The sequence below is a fragment of the Halalkalicoccus tibetensis genome, from assembly GCF_037996645.1.
In the GTDB taxonomy this organism is placed as follows: Archaea; Halobacteriota; Halobacteria; order Halobacteriales; family Halalkalicoccaceae; genus Halalkalicoccus; species Halalkalicoccus tibetensis.
The window spans coordinates 156,907-174,845 of sequence record NZ_JBBMXV010000001.1; the positions used below are offsets into that span (position 1 = coordinate 156,907).

At 66.5% G+C, this 17,939-nt stretch carries 23 protein-coding genes and 1 tRNA gene; 12 read left to right on the forward strand and 12 right to left on the reverse strand.

The window, feature by feature from the left end; all coding sequences use genetic code 11:
• The first annotated feature begins 2 nt into the window (after positions 1–2).
• Entirely contained in the window at positions 3–560 is a 558-nt protein-coding gene (locus tag WOA58_RS00895) for a metal-dependent hydrolase (protein ID WP_340602240.1), read from the forward strand.
• On the opposite strand, the gene cofG is transcribed toward WOA58_RS00895, so the two are convergent.
• On the reverse strand, positions 538–1,632 hold the full coding sequence (gene cofG / locus WOA58_RS00900; RefSeq protein ID WP_340603112.1) for a 7,8-didemethyl-8-hydroxy-5-deazariboflavin synthase subunit CofG: 1,095 nt from the start codon (positions 1,630–1,632) through the stop codon (positions 538–540). The genes WOA58_RS00895 and cofG overlap by 23 nt on opposite strands.
• A 92-nt stretch (positions 1,633–1,724) precedes the next feature.
• On the opposite strand from cofG, the gene WOA58_RS00905 reads away from it, so the two are divergent.
• The gene (locus WOA58_RS00905) at positions 1,725–2,477 is read left to right on the forward strand and encodes a creatininase family protein (RefSeq protein ID WP_340602241.1); all 753 of its coding nucleotides are present in this window, start codon (positions 1,725–1,727) and stop codon (positions 2,475–2,477) included.
• Between the two features lies 1 nt (position 2,478).
• Here the strand turns inward: WOA58_RS00905 and cofC are convergent, their stop codons facing one another.
• A complete protein-coding gene (gene cofC / locus WOA58_RS00910; RefSeq protein ID WP_340602242.1) occupies positions 2,479–3,078 on the reverse strand; it encodes a 2-phospho-L-lactate guanylyltransferase in 600 nt (199 codons plus the stop codon).
• Between the two features lie 60 nt (positions 3,079–3,138).
• Entirely contained in the window at positions 3,139–4,002 is an 864-nt protein-coding gene (locus tag WOA58_RS00915) for a complex I NDUFA9 subunit family protein (RefSeq protein ID WP_340602243.1), read from the reverse strand.
• A 98-nt stretch (positions 4,003–4,100) separates the two neighbouring features.
• Between WOA58_RS00915 and tmk the strand changes: the two genes are divergently transcribed.
• Complete coding sequence (tmk, locus tag WOA58_RS00920) at positions 4,101–4,682, forward strand: dTMP kinase (RefSeq protein WP_340602244.1); 582 nt, start codon at positions 4,101–4,103, stop codon at positions 4,680–4,682.
• Here the strand turns inward: tmk and WOA58_RS00925 are convergent.
• Positions 4,679–4,987 carry a hypothetical protein gene (locus tag WOA58_RS00925; RefSeq protein ID WP_340602245.1) on the reverse strand — a complete coding sequence of 103 codons (309 nt, stop codon included), beginning with the start codon at positions 4,985–4,987 and terminating at the stop codon, positions 4,679–4,681. The two genes, tmk and WOA58_RS00925, sit on opposite strands and share 4 nt — an antisense overlap.
• Positions 4,988–5,058: 71 nt before the next feature.
• Between WOA58_RS00925 and pdhA the strand changes: the two genes are divergently transcribed.
• Complete coding sequence (gene pdhA / locus WOA58_RS00930; protein WP_340602246.1) at positions 5,059–6,093, forward strand: pyruvate dehydrogenase (acetyl-transferring) E1 component subunit alpha; 1,035 nt, start codon at positions 5,059–5,061, stop codon at positions 6,091–6,093.
• Here the strand turns inward: pdhA and WOA58_RS00935 are convergent.
• The 4 genes from WOA58_RS00935 to WOA58_RS00950 all read right to left on the reverse strand — a co-directional run bounded on the left by WOA58_RS00935 (position 6,090) and on the right by WOA58_RS00950 (position 9,347).
• A complete protein-coding gene (locus WOA58_RS00935; protein ID WP_340602247.1) occupies positions 6,090–6,320 on the reverse strand; it encodes an Lrp/AsnC family transcriptional regulator in 231 nt (76 codons plus the stop codon). The two genes, pdhA and WOA58_RS00935, sit on opposite strands and share 4 nt — an antisense overlap.
• Positions 6,321–6,462: 142 nt before the next feature.
• Positions 6,463–7,935, reverse strand: coding sequence for an amidohydrolase family protein (locus tag WOA58_RS00940; RefSeq protein WP_340602248.1), 1,473 nt, complete (start codon positions 7,933–7,935; stop codon positions 6,463–6,465).
• A 150-nt stretch (positions 7,936–8,085) separates the two neighbouring features.
• Positions 8,086–8,844 (reverse strand): helix-turn-helix domain-containing protein, encoded by a 759-nt coding sequence (locus WOA58_RS00945; RefSeq protein ID WP_340602249.1) that lies wholly within the window; start codon positions 8,842–8,844, stop codon positions 8,086–8,088.
• Positions 8,845–8,939: 95 nt separating this feature from the next.
• A complete protein-coding gene (locus WOA58_RS00950; protein WP_340602250.1) occupies positions 8,940–9,347 on the reverse strand; it encodes a DoxX family protein in 408 nt (135 codons plus the stop codon).
• 58 nt (positions 9,348–9,405) lie between these two features.
• Here WOA58_RS00950 and WOA58_RS00955 point away from each other — a divergent pair, with 58 nt between their 5' ends.
• Positions 9,406–10,353 carry a VOC family protein gene (locus WOA58_RS00955; protein WP_340602251.1) on the forward strand — a complete coding sequence of 316 codons (948 nt, stop codon included), beginning with the start codon at positions 9,406–9,408 and terminating at the stop codon, positions 10,351–10,353.
• A 26-nt stretch (positions 10,354–10,379) separates the two neighbouring features.
• On the opposite strand, the gene WOA58_RS00960 is transcribed toward WOA58_RS00955, so the two are convergent.
• A complete protein-coding gene (locus WOA58_RS00960; protein ID WP_340602252.1) occupies positions 10,380–11,018 on the reverse strand; it encodes a TetR/AcrR family transcriptional regulator in 639 nt (212 codons plus the stop codon).
• A gap of 157 nt (positions 11,019–11,175) precedes the next feature.
• Between WOA58_RS00960 and WOA58_RS00965 the strand changes: the two genes are divergently transcribed.
• The 4 genes from WOA58_RS00965 (at position 11,176) to WOA58_RS00980 (ending at position 14,094) form a co-directional block, all read left to right on the forward strand.
• A complete protein-coding gene (locus WOA58_RS00965; protein WP_340602253.1) occupies positions 11,176–12,057 on the forward strand; it encodes a fumarylacetoacetate hydrolase family protein in 882 nt (293 codons plus the stop codon).
• A gap of 4 nt (positions 12,058–12,061) precedes the next feature.
• On the forward strand, positions 12,062–13,054 hold the full coding sequence (locus WOA58_RS00970) for a TatD family hydrolase (RefSeq protein WP_340602254.1): 993 nt from the start codon (positions 12,062–12,064) through the stop codon (positions 13,052–13,054).
• A gap of 123 nt (positions 13,055–13,177) precedes the next feature.
• Positions 13,178–13,861: a potassium channel family protein gene (locus WOA58_RS00975; RefSeq protein WP_340602255.1), complete on the forward strand. Its 684-nt coding sequence runs from the start codon at positions 13,178–13,180 to the stop codon at positions 13,859–13,861.
• Positions 13,862–13,863: 2 nt separating this feature from the next.
• Complete coding sequence (locus WOA58_RS00980; RefSeq protein ID WP_340602256.1) at positions 13,864–14,094, forward strand: Lrp/AsnC family transcriptional regulator; 231 nt, start codon at positions 13,864–13,866, stop codon at positions 14,092–14,094.
• Between the two features lie 27 nt (positions 14,095–14,121).
• Here the strand turns inward: WOA58_RS00980 and WOA58_RS00985 are convergent, their stop codons facing one another.
• A complete protein-coding gene (locus WOA58_RS00985) occupies positions 14,122–14,607 on the reverse strand; it encodes a DUF5813 family protein (protein WP_340602257.1) in 486 nt (161 codons plus the stop codon).
• A gap of 88 nt (positions 14,608–14,695) precedes the next feature.
• Positions 14,696–14,953 (reverse strand): hypothetical protein, encoded by a 258-nt coding sequence (locus WOA58_RS00990; RefSeq protein ID WP_340602258.1) that lies wholly within the window; start codon positions 14,951–14,953, stop codon positions 14,696–14,698.
• A 108-nt stretch (positions 14,954–15,061) separates the two neighbouring features.
• Between WOA58_RS00990 and WOA58_RS00995 the strand changes: the two genes are divergently transcribed.
• The gene (locus WOA58_RS00995) at positions 15,062–15,313 is read left to right on the forward strand and encodes a DUF1059 domain-containing protein (RefSeq protein WP_340602259.1); all 252 of its coding nucleotides are present in this window, start codon (positions 15,062–15,064) and stop codon (positions 15,311–15,313) included.
• Positions 15,314–15,539: 226 nt separating this feature from the next.
• The gene (locus WOA58_RS01000) at positions 15,540–16,502 is read left to right on the forward strand and encodes a hypothetical protein (protein ID WP_340602260.1); all 963 of its coding nucleotides are present in this window, start codon (positions 15,540–15,542) and stop codon (positions 16,500–16,502) included.
• A gap of 305 nt (positions 16,503–16,807) precedes the next feature.
• Here the strand turns inward: WOA58_RS01000 and WOA58_RS01005 are convergent.
• Positions 16,808–16,878, reverse strand: a tRNA-Gly gene (locus WOA58_RS01005).
• A 196-nt stretch (positions 16,879–17,074) separates the two neighbouring features.
• On the opposite strand from WOA58_RS01005, the gene WOA58_RS01010 reads away from it, so the two are divergent.
• Positions 17,075–17,932, forward strand: coding sequence for an RNA methyltransferase (locus WOA58_RS01010; protein ID WP_340602261.1), 858 nt, complete (start codon positions 17,075–17,077; stop codon positions 17,930–17,932).
• The last annotated feature ends 7 nt before the right edge of the window (positions 17,933–17,939 follow it).

Genomic DNA, 17,939 nt, shown 5'->3' on the forward strand with positions numbered 1-17,939 from the left:
CGATGATGAACACCACTCACGGCGCCATCGGCGTGGCGATGGCGTCCGTGACGGTCCTCCTCGCCCCGGAGTTCGCGGTCGTCGCCGCCGTCGCCGCTCTGCTGGGAAGCGTGTTCCCGGACCTCGACCTCTTCTTCGGCACCCACCGGAGGACGCTTCACTTCCCGGTCGTCGGCTGGATCGTCGCCCTGCCCGCGACCGCCTGGGCCGCCTTTTCGCCCTCGACTGCGAGCGTCGGAACGGCGTTCTTCGCGCTCGGAGCGACCGTCCACGCCGTCACGGACGCCGCGGGCGCGGGCCACGAGCTGCGCCCCTGGGAGCGCACCTCCCAGCAGGCGGTCTACGCCCACCTCCCTGGGCGCTGGGTCGCTCCACGGAGATGGATCCGCTACGACGGCGCGCCCGAGGACCTCGCGCTGATGGGGGTCGCCACCCTCCCCGCTCTCATCCTCTACGACGGGTTCGTCAGGGACGTCATGCTGCTCGCGCTCGGGATCTCGGTCTTCTATACGACCATCAGGAAGCGCATGCCCGAGCTCACGCCCGAGTGGCTGAAGTGAGCGCCCGGTAGCGCTCGCCCGCCTCCGTTTCGGCTTCGAGTTCCCGACGAACCCGATCGGAGAGCCACTCCTCGTCGATATACCGTTCGTGGACCGGCAGGCGCTCCTCCAGGGGAACTCCCGCTCCGCTCGCGATGTCCTCGAGCTCCCTGAGCGCGGGCCACGCGTAGTCCGGGTTGATGTGGTCGTCGGTGACCGGCGACACACCCCCCAGATCGTCGACGCCGCAGTCGAGCAGCTCCCTCGCCGGCGCGAGGTTCGGCGGCACCTGCACCGAGACCTCCGCGGGCAGCACTCTTCGCGCCATCGCCACGACCCGGCGCATCGTTTCGAGGCCGGGCGAGCCCTCGCGCCAGCGCTCGTTGTTCGAGACGGGCTGGACGATCACCTCCTGGACGTGGCCGTAGCGCTCGTGGAGCTCCCGGATCGCGAGCAAACTCTCCGCCCGGTCGCGCCAGCCCTCGCCGATCCCGACGAGGATACCAGTAGTAAAGGGCACGCCGAGCTCGCCGGCGGTCCGGAGGGTGGCGAGCCGCTGGCCCGGCGACTTCGCCCGGGGGCCGCCGTGGGCGGTGACGTCGGCGGTCGTCTCCAACATGACGCCCATGCTCGCGTTCACGTCGGCCACCTCGGCCATCTGCTCGCGGGTCTGGTCGCCGGGGTTCGAGTGGGGGAGGATCCCCACGTCGAGCGCGAGCTCGCACAGCTCCCGGAGATAGGTGTGGATCGAGTCATGACCCCACGCTGCGAGCTGGTCGTGGACCTCAGTATAGCGGTCGTCGGGGTCGTCGCCGAAGGTGAAGAGCGCCTCCGTGCAGCCGGCCTCGACGCCAGTTTCGAGGATCCCGCGGACCTCCTCGCGCGACAGGAGGCTCGCCCGACCCGGCGGGTCGTAGTAGGTGCAGTAGGTGCAGGTGTAGCGGCAGGCCGTGGTGAGTGGGACGAAGACGTTTCGCGCGAAGGTGAGTTTCGAAGCGGGCGAGACGTCCTCGGGTCCGGCGGAGAGCGCCCGCTCGATCTCGCGCTCGTCGAAGGCGATGTCGATGCCGTACTCCTCGGCCCCCGGGATCATCGCTTCCCGCTCCGCCACCCAGAGACAAAAACCCCCGCCTACCGGCGGGCTCGTCGTACGGATTTATGCCGGAGTTGCGCGTCGTCGGGCCCATGTCACGATCGGTACTCCTGGAGGAGCTCGCCTGGCCCGAGGTCGAATCGGCGATCGAGAACGGAACCCGCACGGCGGTCGTCGCGGTCGGGAGCGTCGAACAGCACGGCCCGCACCTCCCCCTGATCATGGACACGCTCGCGGGCGACGAGCTCGCGCGGCGGATCGCCGAGAGGCTGGGTGACGCGCTCGCCGCGCCGACGATCCGGCCGGGTTGTTCGGGCCACCACATGGACTTTCCAGGAACGATCACCATACCCCCCGAAACGCTGATGGACACCATCAGGGCGTACTGCCGGTCGCTCGACGAGCACGGCTTCGAGCACGTCGTGCTCGTCCCGACCCACGGCGGGAACTTCGCGCCGGTCAACACCGTCGCACCCGAGATCGCCCGCGAGATCGAGGCGAGCGTGATCGCGCTCGCGGAGCTCGACGAGCTGATGGAGCTGATGAACGCTGGGCTCCGCCAGGCCGGCGTCGAGTACGAGGAGCCGGTGATCCACGCCGGGGCCGCCGAGACCGCGATCGTGCTCGCGGTCAGCGAGGGGCTCGTTCGGGAGGAGGAGATGGCCGTCGGCCACGAGGGCGACGTCGCCGTCTCGCGGCTGCTCAGCGAGGGGTTCCGGGCGATCACCGAGACGGGCGTGTTGGGCGATCCCCGCGAGGCGACGGCCGAAGCGGGCGAGGCCATTCTCGAACGGATCTCCGACGCCTACGCAGAGCGGGTCGCGGCCGAACGCGAGGCGCTCTGAGTCACTCGCGCCCGATCGCGAGCCGGCTCTCGCGGCGAACCAGCTCGAAGCCCGCGTCCCGTAGCCAGTCGGCCGCCCGCCCCTCGCCGTGGATCAGCAGCTCGACGAGATCCGCCGGCTCGTCGATGTCGGTCGCCAGTCGGTGTGAATCGATGACTCCCACGGAGCCGAGCTCCCCGGCCCTCTCACGGTGTTTCAGGAACGAGCCGTCGTGGTAGTCCACTCGGAAGCCGGGCTGTCTCGACAGGAGGGCGTTCGTCCCGCCGCCCCGTCCCGGCGCGAGAACGACCTCCCTTGAGGCGTCGAACAGCGCCTCGATGGCTTCGGGCGTCGCAAGCGGCAGGTCGGCCATCACGACCGCCGTCTCGGGTTCGAGCGCCGCGTTCACCGCCTCGGTGAGCGGTCGGTCGTCGACGGTCATGGGGACGTCGGCGTCGAGGGGGGCGGTCGCGAGCAGCTCGGGCTCGCCGCCCGCCTCCCGGACCGCCTCGAGGACGTCCCCGAGCATCGCCCGGGAGAACGCGCGGCGCTCCTCGGGGTCGAGAACGCTCGCGAGGCGGGTCTTGGGGTCGTTCGCGGCGAACGGGACGACGACGCGCATCGCTCCCGGGTCGGCCGCGGGCGTTAATAAGGGATCGGTTCCCCGCCCGTCGGGCGGGTACTATCGGTTCAGGTACTCCCGTAGCGTCAGCAGGTCGTCCTCGCTGGCCCCGAACGCCCCGATGTCGTTGTCCCGTGTGGTGTTGTCGAACTCCAGCGAGCGGGCCTGGTCGGCCCCGAAGGGGACGAACGGGAGCGGACCGATCGCCGTCGCCCCCAGCTTCGCAAGCGCCATCGGGATGGGAACGACCGTCACCGATCCACGGACGAGCTTCGCCACCTGGGCGAGGGTCAGCACCTCCGGGCCGCCGATCTCGTATACCTCGCCGGCGTGTCGCTCGTCCTCGACCGTATCGGCGAGCATCGGCGCGAGGTCTCCGACGTAGACGGGCTGGAAGGCCGTCCGTCCGCCCCCGGGAAGCGGTGCGAGCACCGGCGGCGTGACCTTCCGGGTGAAGTCGACGAACTCCCCGCCGTCGCCGAACACCACCGAGGGCCGGACGATCGTCCAGTCGAGCGCCGACTCCCGGACGACCGCCTCGGCCTTCCCCTTCGCGCGGATGTACTCGGTCGGCCCGTCGGGATCGGCTCCGAGCGCACTCATCTGGACGATCCGCTCGACGCCGGCGTCGGTCGCCTCGCTCACGACGTTCCTGGTCCCGCCGAGGTGGACCGACTCGTGGGTCTTCTCGCCCTTCGGCTCGAACAGCGGCGAGAGCGCGACGAGGTTCACCACGGCGTCCTGGCCCGCGAAGTCGAGCGTCCCCCGGTCGGTCACGTCGCCCTCCACGACCTCGACGCCCGCGGGCAGTCCGCTCGCGTCCGGCGAGCGCGCGAGCGCGGTCACGTCGTGGCCCCGCTCGTCCAACTCGGCACACAGGTATCGCCCGATGAAACCCGTCCCGCCGGTCACGAGAACCTTCATATCCCTACGTAGCGCTCGGCCCGCCGTAAAACTACCCCCCGTCGGCGCGTCGCCGACGGATCCGAAGGTGGTAATGGGGTCCTGAGCGAACCCCCGCCATGCTCGTCACGCTCGAGGGGCTCGACGGCAGCGGCAAGACCACCGTCCACGAGGCCCTCTCGGATACGCATCCGGATGCCACCCTCACCCGCGAGCCGACCGACTCGTGGTACGGCGAGGCCGTCTCGCGCTCGATCGCCGACGACGACGCCGACCCGCTCGCCGAACTGTTCCTCTACACCGCCGACCACGCCGACCACCTCTCGCGGGTCGTCCGACCCGCGCTCGAAGCGGATCGGCTGGTGATCTCCGATCGCTACTCCGACTCGCGCTACGCCTACCAGGGGGCCGCGCTGGAGGGCGTGATCGACCGCCCGCTGGAGTACGTCCGCGGGGTTCACGCGCCGTTCACCCGCCCGCCCGATCTGACGATCTACCTCGACGTCGAGCCCGAGACGGGCGCGCGGCGCAGCGGCGCGACGAACAAGTTCGAGCAGTCGGCGTACCTCGAACGGGTCCGCGAGAACTACGAACGGCTGATCGAGGCGGAGCCGGGGCGGTTCGTCCGGGTCGACGCGAGCCGATCGCCAGAAGCCGTGATCGAGCGGGTCGAGGGCGCGATCTCCGATCGGCTGGATTAGCGTCTCGCGGCCTCGACCTCCTCGGGGGTGGGCATCCAGAACAGATCGATCGCGAAGCCAAGCAGCAGCGGCAGCAGGATCGCCACCAGCATCACGGTCTGGCGGTCGACCCCGCCGAAGATCGGCAGCTGGCCGAGAAAGAGCAGCGAGACCGCGAGCGCGACGGGTACCAGCACCAGCGAGAAGACCACCATCCCGCCGCGGGTGTCGAGGCGCAGCCGGAAGAACCGAACGAGGATCGACGCGATCACGGTGTGGACCCCGACGATGAACGCCAGGCCGACGACCGTCCCGAGGCTGAGCATGGGGGCGGTAGGCGGGCCGCACCCTTTTCGGTATCGGAATCGCTTTGCCCTCCCCGGGAGTCGGGCCGGCCATGTACCGCGTCATCGACGAACACCCGCTCTCCGCGGCCGGCGTCGACGAGGAGCGCGCCCGGGCGCTCTATCGCGACATGGTCCGGGCGCGGCGCTTCGACGAGCGCGCGATCGCGCTCCAGCGCCGGGGCTGGATGAGCGGCTACCCGCCCTTCGCCGGCCAGGAGGCCTCGCAGGTCGGCGCGGCCCACGCCATGGACGAGTCCGACTGGCTCGTCCCGACCTACCGCCAGAACGCCGCCCAGATAGCTAGAGGAGTCCCGATGAGCGACCTGCTTCGCTTTCGGCGGGGCCACCCCGAGTTCGCCTCGGGCTACGACCGCCCGACCCTCCCCCAGACGGTGCCGATCGCCTCCCAGATCCCCCACGCCGCCGGGCTGGGGATGGCGATGAACTACCGGGACGACGACGCGGCCGCGATCTGCTGTTTCGGCGACGGCGCGACCAGCGAGGGCGACTTCCACGAGGGGCTCAACTTCGCGGGCGTCTTCGAGACGCCGACGGTCTTCCTCTGTGAGAACAACGGCTGGGCGATCTCGATGCCCAGGGAACGCCAGACCGCGAGCGAGTCGATCGCGATCAAGGCCGACGCCTACGGGATCACCGGGGTGCAGGTCGACGGCAACGACCCGCTGGCCGTCCGCGCGGTCGTGCGCGAGGCGCTCTCGATGGCGCGTTCGGGCGAGCCGGTCCTGATCGAGAGCCTCACCTACCGGCGGGGTGCCCACACGACCAGCGACGACCCCTCGCGCTACCGCGACGGGGACACAGAGGACCTCCCCGAGTGGCGGACCGCCGACCCTCTCGAGCGCTACGAGACCTACCTCCGCGAGGAGGGTGCCCTCGACGACGATCACGTCGAGACGATCGAGGCGGAGGCCGACGAGGAGCTCACGAGGGCCGTCGAACGCGCCGAGTCGGGCGCCGAGGCCCGCCCCGAGGAGGTCTTCGACTCGGTCTACGAGGAGCTCCCGCCGCGTTTGGTCCGCCAGCGCGAGCGGGCGCTCGAACGCGCCGAACGGGAGGAGAACTAATCGAGCGAGATGTAGGTCTTGGTGCTCTCGACGCCGTCGAGCTCCTGGAGCTCCGAGGAGGCCGTATGGAGCACGTCGTAGACCTCCTCGGTGTCGACCTCCGCGATGAGGTCGTAGTCCCCGGCGACGATGTGGGCCTCGGAGATCGACGCGATCCCGCGGGCGGAGTCGACCATCGCTTCGGCCTTCCCGGCTCCCGTCTTCACCATGACGAACGCGTGAACCATTGTCTCTGAGGTACGTTACCATTGAACAAAAGCTTTGCCCGTATCCCGATCGGCGGGCACGGTCGGGGCGGGGACCGACCGTCGACGTCGGTCGCCACAGGCTGGCGACCGGCGGGATCGCTCCTCGACCCGTGTTACCGGTTCAGAGGCCGCTCTCCTCGAGGATCCGCCGGCCGGACTCCACGAGCTGGTCCTGGTTGTCGCGGGCGGTCGCGTTGCAGAGCTCGCCGTCGCGCTTGACGACCTCGCCGTCGACGAGCACCGTGTCGACGTTGTCGATCCCCGCCTGGAGGACGACCGTCTCGATCGGGTCGTGGACGGGCGTCGTGTTGACGTCGTCGGCCCCGATCAGGGTGACGTCGGCGCGCTTGCCCGGCGTCAGCGAGCCGATCTCGTCCGCGAGCCCGAGCGCGCGGGCGCCCTCGATGGTCGCGAGCTCGAGGGCGTCGCGCGCGCTGAGCGAGATCTCCTCGACCTGCCCGCCGGCGTCGACGGTCGGCTGGTTGTCGAGCGCGCGCTGGGTCTGGAGGCCGAAGCGCGTCTGGGTGAACATGTCGCCGCTGACGGCCGAGACGATGTCGACGCCGATCGAGGGGATCCCCCCGCCGTCGATGGTCTCCCGGAGCGCCGGCATGCCCATCCCCATCTGCATCTCGACCTCGGGCGTGATCGACACCGATCCGCCCGAATCGCCGATGAGCGCGAACTCCTCGTCGGTGAGCCGGTTGGCGTGGACGTAGTTCAGGTCGTCGCCGAGCAGGTCGAGCTCCTCGAGCGTCTCGACGCCGCCCGGTCCGAGCGAGCCGATATGCATCGACGCGGGGATCCCGAGCTCGCGGGCGAGCTCGATGTCCTGGGTGACGACCTCGTCGGTCGAGTAGTCGGGTCCGCGGATCCCCATCGACAGCGTGAGCAGCCCGTCGTTCGCGGGGAATCGCTCGTCGTGGAGCCGCCGGATGTCGTCGGGATGGGGCTCGGTGGACTCCTCCCACCAGGTAGCGCTGTCGTCGCCGGGCTGGCCGTGGGCGAACACCGCCCGGATGCCGGCGTCCTCGAGCCCGTCGATCGCGCGGTCGGTGTGGTCGGGCGAGTTCGCGATGTGGAACCAGTCGAGGATCGTCGTCGTCCCGGCGTTGAGCTGCTCGACCCCCCCGAAAAGGTTGCCCAGATAGGCGTCCTCGGGCGTGTAGTGGCTGCTGATCTCCCCGAGCATCGTATCGAGGTACTCGAGGAACGACCAGTCGCCGGCGACGCCCCGAACCCCGGCCTGCCAGGCGTGGAGATGCGTGTTGACGAAGCCCGGCACGACGATCGAGTCGCCGGCGTCGATGACCTCGTCGGCCGAGGCGTCGATCGCGTGGTCGATCCGCTCGATCCGGCCGTCCTCGACGAGCACGTCGGCGTCGTGGAGCACGCCGATGTCGGGGTCGACCGTCACGACCGTCCCGTTCTCGATCAGGGTACGGCCCCCCGAGGACGCCGTGGAGTCCGCCTCGTGACCCTCCGCAGCGGCAGCACCCGCAGGGACGAACGACAGCGCCGCCAGCGCGGAGCCCGTCCCCTTGAGGTAGTTACGTCGCGATACGCCCGTCTCGGTCCCGTCGTCGTCTCTCATCGTGCGATTCGAGGTTCGGGCCGGACGGGAATGGGAGTTCGTTCGGCACATACCAAACCCGGCCCGAGCGCCGAGCCGTCCCGCCACACGGACGTCGGCGTGGGCGACGGATCGACGGAAGAAGGGTGAAGGGTCCGTTCTGGCGGGGAGTCAGTCGTCGCCGATCGCGGCGGCGGGCGGGGTCGGTTCGCCCTCCTCGGCCCCGGCGAACGTCGTGGCGAGCCACGCCTCGGCACGGGTGAGGCGGTACTGGAGCGTCGAGGTCGCGATCCCCTCGGCCTCCGCGATCTCCTGGATCGAGGCCCGACGGGGCGTCTCGTAGTAGCCGTGATCGACGGCCAGCTCCAGGGCTTCGCGCTGTTCGTACGGGAGGTCGGTTCGGCTCGGCTTCGCTCCCGTCCACTCGGGGGAGGGGCTCAGGCGCTCGAACTCGAGGGAGAGCCCATCGCGGAGGTTGCCGTCGATCTCGTCGTGGATCGCGCTCATCGCCGCGTCGTCGTCGGCGAGGATCCGCCAGCGGTACTCGTTGCCGTGCTGTTCGGCCCGACAGAGGACGCCGTCCCCGAGGTGTTTCGCCGCGAGGTAGGGAATCGAGCGACAGCCCTCGCCCTCCGACTGTCGGGAGTAGATGCGGCGCCTCGTCGGCCGACGGGCGAGGACCTCGTGGCTCCAATCGACCGGACAGCCACCCATCCCCCGGAGGCTCGAACAGCGCGCGAGCCCCCGGAGCTGCTCGTCGTACGCCGCGAGCGCCTCCGCCGGGCCGGTGACCTCGTCGACCCGCCAGGTCGTCTCGCGCGTCGCGTGACAGGAGGTCGTCCGCGCGTAGAGCCCGGGGTTCTCGATGAAGACGTCCATCACGTGGTCCACCCCTTCTCGATACGTGACCGTGAATGCGAATTCCTGCATGGATCCTGTGTCGTGATCGGGCCGGCCCGATCGTCTCGTGAGTCCGTTCGCGGTTCGTTCCGCCGTGTCGCCCGTCGATCGGCCCGAGTAGGGAGTTACTGTCGCCAGGCACGCCGGAGGAAGGAGACCGCGGCCCCCAGCATCGCGCCGTTCTTGATGAAGTGGTTCAGCTCGTTCTGCTTCCGTTCGTCGGGCGCGTTCCAGAAGTCGTGCATCGTCGGGGTCACCGCCGTGAAGAACGCCGCGACGGCGCCCGTCGCGAGCTTCGGGAACCGCCAGAGGACGATCCCGATGCTGCCGAACGCGAGCATCCCGCTTGAGACGGGGACCAGGTAGTCGGCGTACTTGACGTCCTTCGAGTCCGCGTAGGCGATCTGTCCCTCCATACCCCGGAAGCTGTTGATCGCCGCGGCGGCCAACATGCCGCCGAACAACAGCCGTCCGAGCGCCGAGGGCGGGTTCCGGCCGGCCGGGGGCCGATTCGATGCGTCCGTATCACTCATGCCCACTTCTATGGGCGGTAGCTATTTATAGATTTACCACTTGGTAAGGAGTGATATCATGGGACAGATCAACGGCCTACACCACGTGACCGCGTTCGCGAGCGATCCACAGGCGAACCTGGATTTCTTCCGGAAGGTACTGGGTCTTCGGTTCGTCAAGCGGACCGTCCGCTTCGACATCCCCGAGGAGATCTATCACCTCTATTACGGCGATGAAGTGGGCTCGGCCGGATCGATCGTGACGTTCTTCCCGGTCACCGACATGCCCGAGGGAAGCGTCGGGAAGGGGCAGCTCAGCGCGGCGGGGCTGGTCATCCCCGAGGGGTCGGTCGACTACTGGACCGACCGGTTCGAGGAGCACGACGTCGAACACGTCGTCGAGGAACGGTTCGACGAGACCGCCATCGGCTTCACCGACCCCGACGGAACCCCCTTCGAGCTCGTCACCGGCGAGTCCGACATCGAGGCGTGGGACGACGGCCCGGTCCCCGCCGAACACGGGATCCAGGGTCTCCACAGCGTGACGGTCCACTCGAACGACCCCGCCGGGAGTTTCCGGGCGCTGGAGGCCATGGACTGGGATCGGGTCGGGCGCCACGACGAGCCACAGGCCGGCGACCGTGTCCGGTTCCAGGCGCCCGGCGACGGTCAGGGTGCGGAGTTCGTCGACGTGCTGATCCGCCCGAACGCCCCCCAGGGCGTGATGGGAACGGGAACCTTCCTCCACGTCGCGTTCGACGCCGGCGAGAAGTGGGAGCAGAAGGAGTGGAGCGAGCGGTTCCGCGACGCCGACCTGATCACTACCTCCCGGAAGGACCGGGACTACTTCTGGTCGATGTACTTCACCGAGCCCGGCGGATCGGTCTTCGAGTTCGCGACCACCGGACCCGGCGTCACCCTCGACGAGGACGTCTCGGAGCTCGGCGAGAACCTCCGGGTGCCCGACTGGCTCGACGTCGACGTCGAGTACATCGACGAACAGCTGCCCGACATCACCGTCGACTGATCAAGCCAGATCCCCTCGTTCGGGCGTTACCGGCTCTCGATGGGGATCTCCACGCTGACGTTCGGGACGAGACGCGGGAGGACGAATCGATTGACGGCGGTACGCGCCTGCTCGGGGGCGTCCTCCTGGCCCAGCGAGATCCGACGGGCCCGCGCAGAGTGGATGACGTCGGTCAACAGCTGGGAGAACTCCATCGGGTCGACGGCCGCGAACGTCCCGTCCTCGATCCCCGCCTCGATCACGTCGGCGAGGCCGACGACCATTCCCTCGTAGTGTTGGTTGAACAGCTCCCGGTGGGTCTCGTTATGCTGGGCCTGCGAGAACAGCTCGTGATACACCGTCATGCGCTCCCAGTGGTCGAACCCGTCGATGTCGGGGCCGAATATGCACTGGTCGATCCGGATCCCGAGGTGCTCCCAGTGGTCCTCGGCGTCGACCGTGTCGTCGTCCTTGTACTGGGCGATCAGGTACTCGAGGAACGACGAGATCAGCTCGTGTTTGCTGTTGTAATGGTAGTGGATCACGGGCCGGGTCATCTCGAACTCCTCGCCGATGTCCCGCATCCGGAGGTCCGCGTAGCCGTTCTTGCTGAGCGCGCGGAAGGTCGCCTCCATGATCGCCTCCCGCGTTCCCTCCGAGGAGGGACGCCCTCCCGAACTCGTCATGGAGGACCAATCGCGGCTCACGCTTTTATACTAACTGTCCGTCGTCCTCCGGACCGTTTCCGCTCACGCGTCCCGAAGTCTACCAAGTGGTAAGAGATATGTGCCTGTGCGTCACAGGGAGACTCATGCGAACGACTACCGACGGCGAGGGTGACCGATGAGACTGGGACAGTTCGAATCCGAGCGGGGCGAGGTCTGGGCGGGCGTGGTCAGCGAGGCGGGCGTCGTCCGGCTGGCCGAGGCGGCCGACGCCGCCGGGATCCGGCTCCCGGACGATCTCCTCGGGATCGTCGGCGAGTGGGGCTGGCGGGAGAAGGTCGACCTCGCGCTCACCCACGCCCTCGAGACCGGGGTAGGCCTCCACGATCGGGATGACCTGACGCGGCGCGAGCCGATCACGGACCCACAGAAGGTCGTCTGTGTCGGGTTGAACTACGCCGACCACGCCGACGAGGGCGATTTCGACGCCCCCGACGAGCCCGTGTTGTTCTCGAAGTTCCCCCAGTCGCTGATCGGCCCCGACGAATCGATCGAGTGGGACCCCGAGCTCACCGAGGCGGTCGACTACGAGGGCGAGCTCGTCGCGGTGATCGGCGAGCGGGCGCGAAACGTCGAGGAGAGCGAGGCCCTGGAGTACGTCGCGGGCTACACGGTCGGCAACGACGTCTCGGCGCGGGACCTCCAGATGGCCGACGAGCAGTGGGTTCGCGGGAAGAGCCTCGACACGTTCGGCCCGATCGGGCCGGAGCTCGTGACGGCCGACGAGGTCGACGACGTCGGGGAGCTCGACGTCTGGACCGAGGTGAACGGCGAGCGCCTCCAGGAGTCGAACACCCGCCACCTGATCTTCGACGTCGCCGAGCTCGTCTCGTTCTGTAGCCGGGCGTTCACCCTCAAACCGGGCGACCTGATCTACACGGGCACGCCCGACGGCGTGGGCTACTTCCGCGAGCCACAGGTCCTCCTCGACGAGGGCGACAGCGTGACGATCGGCGTCGAGGGGATCGGTGAGCTGACCAACGACTGTCGACACACCTGAACCGATGACTCAACAGTACCCCACGCGGCGGCCGACCGACCTCGAGGAGCGCGGCGACGCGACGGAGCTTCCGGCGGAGCTGACGAACATCCCCTGGATCGACGTCCACAACCACGCACACACCATGTCGTGGAACGACCGCGAGAAGTTCGCGCTGAGCGGCTGTCACTCGATGGTGATGATGGCCGCCGCGTACTACTGGATGCCCTACAAACCGGTCGCGGCGGCGGACGTGCGCCACCTCTGGGACGACGCGCTCAACCGCCTCGGGCCGATCGGCGACTCCCATCCCTTCGACGCGAAGGTCGGCATCGGGATCCACACGGGCGCGCGCGTGGAGGACTATGAGGGACTCCTCGAGGTCATGCCCGAGTACTGCGCGCTCGACGAGGTGGCCGCCGTCGGCGAGATCGGGATCACGGAGGCCCAGCACGTCTCGGGGTGGGAGCTCGAGGACCAGAAGGACGTGACCCGCCGCCAGCTCGAGATCGCCGCCGACCACGACCTGCCGGCGATCCTGCACACCCCGCCGGACCTCGAGGACGTCGACTTTCCCGAGCGGGTTCACGGCTCGATCCCCGGCTACGAGCTCGACCTCTCGCTGCAGCAGGATCCGGTGCTCACCGGCGAGAACCCGAAGCGCGAGGCCGTCGAGATCGACGTCGAGCTCGCCGACGAGGCGGGGTTGGCAGACGAGCAGCTGGTGCTCTCGCACGCGGACAAGGAGACCGCCTCCCACGTCATCGAGAACACCGACTGCTACTGCAGTTTCACCGTCAGTTACCCCTGGTTACTGGGGGTCGAACCCCACCACGTCGCCGAGGTCGTCGCCGAGTACGGACCCGACCAGGTGCTGGTCGAGACGGATAGTGCAGGGATCCTCCGCAGCGATATCTTCGCCTACAAGCGGACGATCTTCGAGATGTACCGGATGGGGCTCGACGTGGAGACGATCCGACAGGTCGTCTTCGAGAACCCGAAGGAGCTGCTGAACTGAGCGGACGCGGCGGGACTTCGCCCTCTGGGGGCCCGAATCCCGCTTTCGGTCGGATCATCGGCGAAGGAGACCACCGCGTTCGATGGGGTAACATTATTCATACCCCGTAGCGTATGGTGGTCCATGCGATTCGTTATTATCGGTGCCGGTCGGGTCGGGCTACGGACGGCCCGCGTGCTCTCGGCGGAGGGCCACGAGGTCGTCCTGATCGAGCGCGACGCGGACGTCGCGGATCGGGCCCGGACCGAGGGCTACGACGTGGTCGAGGGCGACGGCGCCCGTGAACCGGTTCTCGAGGAGGCCGGGCTCGCCGACGCGGACGCGCTCGGTGCGCTCACCAGCGACCTCAACACGAACTTCGCGGCGTGTATGATCGCGAAACACCACGGCTGTCGGACGATCCTCCGGATCGACGAGGACTACCGCGAGGAGATCTACCGGAAGTACGCCGACGAGGTCGACGAGATCGTCTACCCCGAGCGTCTGGGTGCCATCGGCGCGAAGAACGCGCTGCTCGGCGGGGACATCCGTGCGATCGCCGACATCGCCCAGCACCTCCAGGTCGTCGAGCTGACCGTTCAGTCCGACTCCCCCACGAAGGGGTATACGATCAGCGAGCTCTCGCTACCGGCGGACGCGACGCTGCTCGCGTTCGGGAAGGCCGACGGGGCGCTCTCGATCCCCTCGCCCGACGAGTCCCTCGAGGAGGGCGACCGCCTCGCGGTGCTCGCGGACTTCGAGGCGCTCGACGACGTCCGACAGCTGATCGTCGGGAGCCGCGAGGCCGCCGCGGCCGGGGGTGTCTGACGATGGTGACCGCCTACGTCATGGTCAAGGCCAACACGGGCGAGGCCGACAGGCTCAAGGACGCCATCGAGGCCATCGAAGGCGTCGGCGAGGCCCACATCGTCGCCGGCGACGTCGACATCATCGCGAAGCTCGAGGTCGACTCGCCGTCCCAGGTCAAGGAGATCTCCGCCGACGGGATCCAGGGGGTCTCCGGCGTCGAGGACACCCGGACGTACATCGCGATGGATTGAAGACTGAAACGCCGGCCGCGCGGTTCGCTACGCGCCGCCCTCGTCGTAGTTCTGCGACGCGCGCTCGAGCAGCGACGCCGCCGGCTCGCCGTAGTCGTAGCCGGGGACGATCCCCTGAACCCACGTCCCCTCGACGAACTCGGCGAGCGACTTCGCGTTCTCGGCCGCGCGCTCGGGGCGCGCGCTCGTGAAGGTCATCTCGACGCGGACCTCGCTTCCCGCTCGACTCACGTCGGTCTCGACCGACGGCCGGCCGGCCGTGACCTGCGTCGGGTCGTCGAGGCGCAGTTCGAGGGTCTCGAACCAGCCGTCCTCGACGACCTCGGCGACGGTTTCGCCCTCGACGACGGCGTCGAGCGTCGGCAGCCGGACGACGACGCGGTAGCGCGTTTCCCCGTCGTCCTCCTTTGTCCCGACGACCGTATCGAAGACCGTCGTCGTCAGTTCGTACCCCGATTCGTCCCGTTCGTACGCCGCGTGTTCGGAGAGGGCGGCCTCCGGGTCGTTCGTCATGTCCGGGACGAGGCGAGCCGCGAGTAAGGGGGTTGCGTTCGAGCCCGACCCGTCGCCGATAGTGACCGTTCGCCCGGTCGCGTCCTCCTCAGGCGTTCTCGTCGTCGGGGCTTCGGGCCGCGCCCATCGAGTCGACGTCGTAGCTGTCGCGTTCATCGATCGTCCGGAGGCGCTGGTCGATCTCGGCGTCGATGGCCTCGGCGCGCTCCTCGTCGACCTCGCCGCGCTCGCGGAGCTCCTCGAGCTCCTCGCGGGCGGCCTCGAGCCGGTCGTGGGCGCGCTCGTCGTCCTCGTCCTCGGTCGTCTCCCCGAGCTCCGCCTCGATATCGTCGAGCGAGTCTGCCATACCCCATCCAGGGATCCGCGGGGCCGTATAGATGGGGGCCGTCCGGGTCGTATCGCCGCCCCCGCGACGAGACCGTTATGCGTGTTACCGACGTACACGGTACGGATCATGACGAAGCGACTAGAGTGTGTGATCGAGGGGTGTGACGCGACCATCGAGGCCGAGAGCGAGGACGCGATGATGGCGCAGGCCGGCGCGCATGCGGCGGACGCCCATCCCGAACTGGAGCTCGATGACGGGACAATGGGGTCGATACGGTCGAACGTTCGGGATGTCTGTAGGTCCGTGCTCATGGGTTCTAACCCGAACGAGCGCTGGATAGGATTTGAACCCGGGTTTCGCTCATCTGTTCGCTCGTAATTCAGGAAAGACGTTGGACGGCATGCGATAGATTCCCGTGGCTAGAGTTATGCCATTTCGTCCCCGTTATAAGGTATGAAACGTTCTATCCTCGTTTTCCCATTCGCGACAGTAATTGTCTTTGCAGGCTGTGACTCTGTAATGACCGTTAGACTGAAGAATTTGGTCACGCCGAGACAGCAGCGAAGATGGAGGCTAATTCATGAATAATTCCTCTACTCCCAATATGGACTGGCCAAACCTTCTCTGCCCAGATTGTGATTACCAATTTCAGGCGATCGACATCTCGGGTTTTAACTGCACTTCGTTCCAGACGCTGGTGGATTCGTGTTCATGTCGTTCATGTGGTGTTGATATCCACCCAGAAGACGCACTCCTAGAGTATTTTACTCGGATCCCGATTACTGAGATCGGGGGTCGTCCTATTCAACTCGGAAGTAGGGCGAGTATTGGGACTATTGAACTAGAAGTAGGAAAAACCAAAGAAGTTCCGTTGATAGGTGGGAATTCTCTTGATATTGGCCTTTCGCTATTGGCTGAAACGGACCGGCCTTCTGGACAGTCAATCACAGATTTACAGGGAGTTGCGCTTGATTGGTATCCGAGACATCTCCTAGTCGAAAATTCGGTTATAATCGATATTGTTCAACCCGATGAGGGTAAGATTGCCTTTGTAACATCCGAGCTTAATTCAAATGCTCCTGACCGAGTTACTGTAGCGTACAACTATCATTCTCGGCCTTCAGATATCGAGCAACCTCCTTGGATAGATCTCTTGCTAAATGCTGTACGTCTGTTCTATCAATCAGAATGGATAGCAATGTTGCCACTTCTTATTTCAGCATACGACAACCATCTTGCCCGGCAGCTTCGTCGGACACTCGAAGCAGAGGGGAAGTCTGTAACCGAGATTGAGCAGTTCTTGCAGAACGATTATAGGGGTTGGAAGGATCGAAGTAAAGAAGGACTGGAAAAAGTTACATCGCATAGGTTTTCAACGTACTCTGGTTCTCTTTATGACAATTTTCACACTATCCGTGAAGAGAGGAATAATAAAATCATTCACGTCGATTCAGACGATGATGTTGCGGATATCTCTGTCCAAGAGTCGAGGGACTACTTCACTACCACGATAGAATCGATATTGACCATTCATGAAATATGTAATCAAAAGAGAATAAATATTTAATTATAAAATTGTCGCTGTTATTGGTTCGTATATTTCCGATTACATTCAAAATCGGAAAGACAAAGACGGATCGAGAAATTAGATCCTATTCCATAGTGTTTGGAAACGTGTCTCACTATAGAGTTTGCCAAAAATGCAAGTCAGCGACATAAGAACAGCGTGCTGGCTGGGATTTGAACTCGGTCGTTGCGCTCACTTCGTTCGCTTCACTCCCTGCTCAAATCCCATCGGATCGCATTCCCGAACTCGGGTACGTGCTCGCAACACGCTGGCGCGGTTGCTCGCGGTAGTCGAGTTCGGAGAAGTGCGCTGGCTGGGATTTGAACCCAGGTTGTGACCATGGCAAGGTCACGTGATACCACTACACTACCAGCGCCCTGTTGCACTTTCGGGTATCCCGGTGAGGAGTATAAGGCTTCCGAATCAGGGTCGGTGATGGTGATACGGAAGCCCCCATATCGGGGGTTTAGAGCGTGTGAAACCCATGCAGCCGCCACGGAAAACGCTATCCTTTTAGGGCCTCGTACGATACGTTCGCCACAGTCTAGTGCCACGGCGAGAAAGTGGCTGGCATGACCGTCAGCATACTCGTGCCGTCGTCGCTGGTCCGGGAGGCCGAGGACAAACGCGAGGCGACTCGCAAGCTCGGCTACGTCGCCCGCGCGGCGACCGTCTTCCGGGCCGACCGCCTGATCGTCTTCCCCGATCCGGATGGGGAACGCAGGTGGGGCGGCGGGTTCGTCGAAACCGTACTGCGGTACGCCGCGACGCCCCCCTATCTCCGAAAGGAGGTATGGGACACGCGCGACGAACTGGAGTATGTCGGGGTCCTGCCCCCGCTTCGCGCCGTGTCACGGACCGGCTCCGGATCGAACGGTTCGGGGTCGTTAAGACAGGGACTCGTGACCGAGGTCGGACCTGAAGGGCGCGTCCGGGTCAATTGCGGACTGCAACACCCACTCTCCCTTCTGACGCCTCCCGGTATGGAGGTCGAGGAGGGGGAACGCGTGACCGTCAGGATATCTTCGCGACGACCGGTCCGTGCGAAACTCACCGAGGAGCCGTCCGGGCTCGAAGTCGAGCGCACGGAGCTGCCGGCGGCGCTCGGCCGCCCCGACGCGGGCGTTCGGATCGCGACTTCTCGCTTCGGCGAGGAGCTCTCGATCGACCGTCTCCCGGGGCTTACGGGGCGCATCGAGGACGACGGGATGACCGTCGTCTTTGGCGCGCCCGGCCGGGGGCTGCCGGCGATACTCGAGGTAGAAGAGGAGTCCGTCGGCGGGGAGCCGGCGGCGGCCATCGAACCTGAATCGGACGGATCCGATCGGTTCGACCTTTGGCTCAACACGATCCCACGCCAGGGCAGCGAGACGGTGCGAACCGAGGAAGCGATGTTCGCGTCGCTCGCGTGCCTGACACTCACGGAGTGAGAGTCAC

Excerpts from the sequence above, each read along its gene's own strand:
- WOA58_RS00895 (WP_340602240.1), top strand. The coding sequence starts at position 3 with ATGATGAACACCACTCACGGCGCCATCGGCGTGGCGATGGCGTCCGTG.
- cofG (WP_340603112.1), bottom strand. The coding sequence starts at position 1,632 with ATGATCCCGGGGGCCGAGGAGTACGGCATCGACATCGCCTTCGACGAG.
- WOA58_RS00905 (WP_340602241.1), top strand. The coding sequence starts at position 1,725 with ATGTCACGATCGGTACTCCTGGAGGAGCTCGCCTGGCCCGAGGTCGAA.
- cofC (WP_340602242.1), bottom strand. The coding sequence starts at position 3,078 with ATGCGCGTCGTCGTCCCGTTCGCCGCGAACGACCCCAAGACCCGCCTC.
- WOA58_RS00915 (WP_340602243.1), bottom strand. The coding sequence starts at position 4,002 with ATGAAGGTTCTCGTGACCGGCGGGACGGGTTTCATCGGGCGATACCTG.
- tmk (WP_340602244.1), top strand. The coding sequence starts at position 4,101 with ATGCTCGTCACGCTCGAGGGGCTCGACGGCAGCGGCAAGACCACCGTC.
- WOA58_RS00925 (WP_340602245.1), bottom strand. The coding sequence starts at position 4,987 with ATGCTCAGCCTCGGGACGGTCGTCGGCCTGGCGTTCATCGTCGGGGTC.
- pdhA (WP_340602246.1), top strand. The coding sequence starts at position 5,059 with ATGTACCGCGTCATCGACGAACACCCGCTCTCCGCGGCCGGCGTCGAC.
- WOA58_RS00935 (WP_340602247.1), bottom strand. The coding sequence starts at position 6,320 with ATGGTTCACGCGTTCGTCATGGTGAAGACGGGAGCCGGGAAGGCCGAA.
- WOA58_RS00940 (WP_340602248.1), bottom strand. The coding sequence starts at position 7,935 with ATGAGAGACGACGACGGGACCGAGACGGGCGTATCGCGACGTAACTAC.
- WOA58_RS00945 (WP_340602249.1), bottom strand. The coding sequence starts at position 8,844 with ATGCAGGAATTCGCATTCACGGTCACGTATCGAGAAGGGGTGGACCAC.
- WOA58_RS00950 (WP_340602250.1), bottom strand. The coding sequence starts at position 9,347 with ATGAGTGATACGGACGCATCGAATCGGCCCCCGGCCGGCCGGAACCCG.
- WOA58_RS00955 (WP_340602251.1), top strand. The coding sequence starts at position 9,406 with ATGGGACAGATCAACGGCCTACACCACGTGACCGCGTTCGCGAGCGAT.
- WOA58_RS00960 (WP_340602252.1), bottom strand. The coding sequence starts at position 11,018 with ATGACGAGTTCGGGAGGGCGTCCCTCCTCGGAGGGAACGCGGGAGGCG.
- WOA58_RS00965 (WP_340602253.1), top strand. The coding sequence starts at position 11,176 with ATGAGACTGGGACAGTTCGAATCCGAGCGGGGCGAGGTCTGGGCGGGC.
- WOA58_RS00970 (WP_340602254.1), top strand. The coding sequence starts at position 12,062 with ATGACTCAACAGTACCCCACGCGGCGGCCGACCGACCTCGAGGAGCGC.
- WOA58_RS00975 (WP_340602255.1), top strand. The coding sequence starts at position 13,178 with ATGCGATTCGTTATTATCGGTGCCGGTCGGGTCGGGCTACGGACGGCC.
- WOA58_RS00980 (WP_340602256.1), top strand. The coding sequence starts at position 13,864 with ATGGTGACCGCCTACGTCATGGTCAAGGCCAACACGGGCGAGGCCGAC.
- WOA58_RS00985 (WP_340602257.1), bottom strand. The coding sequence starts at position 14,607 with ATGACGAACGACCCGGAGGCCGCCCTCTCCGAACACGCGGCGTACGAA.
- WOA58_RS00990 (WP_340602258.1), bottom strand. The coding sequence starts at position 14,953 with ATGGCAGACTCGCTCGACGATATCGAGGCGGAGCTCGGGGAGACGACC.
- WOA58_RS00995 (WP_340602259.1), top strand. The coding sequence starts at position 15,062 with ATGACGAAGCGACTAGAGTGTGTGATCGAGGGGTGTGACGCGACCATC.
- WOA58_RS01000 (WP_340602260.1), top strand. The coding sequence starts at position 15,540 with ATGGACTGGCCAAACCTTCTCTGCCCAGATTGTGATTACCAATTTCAG.
- WOA58_RS01010 (WP_340602261.1), top strand. The coding sequence starts at position 17,075 with ATGACCGTCAGCATACTCGTGCCGTCGTCGCTGGTCCGGGAGGCCGAG.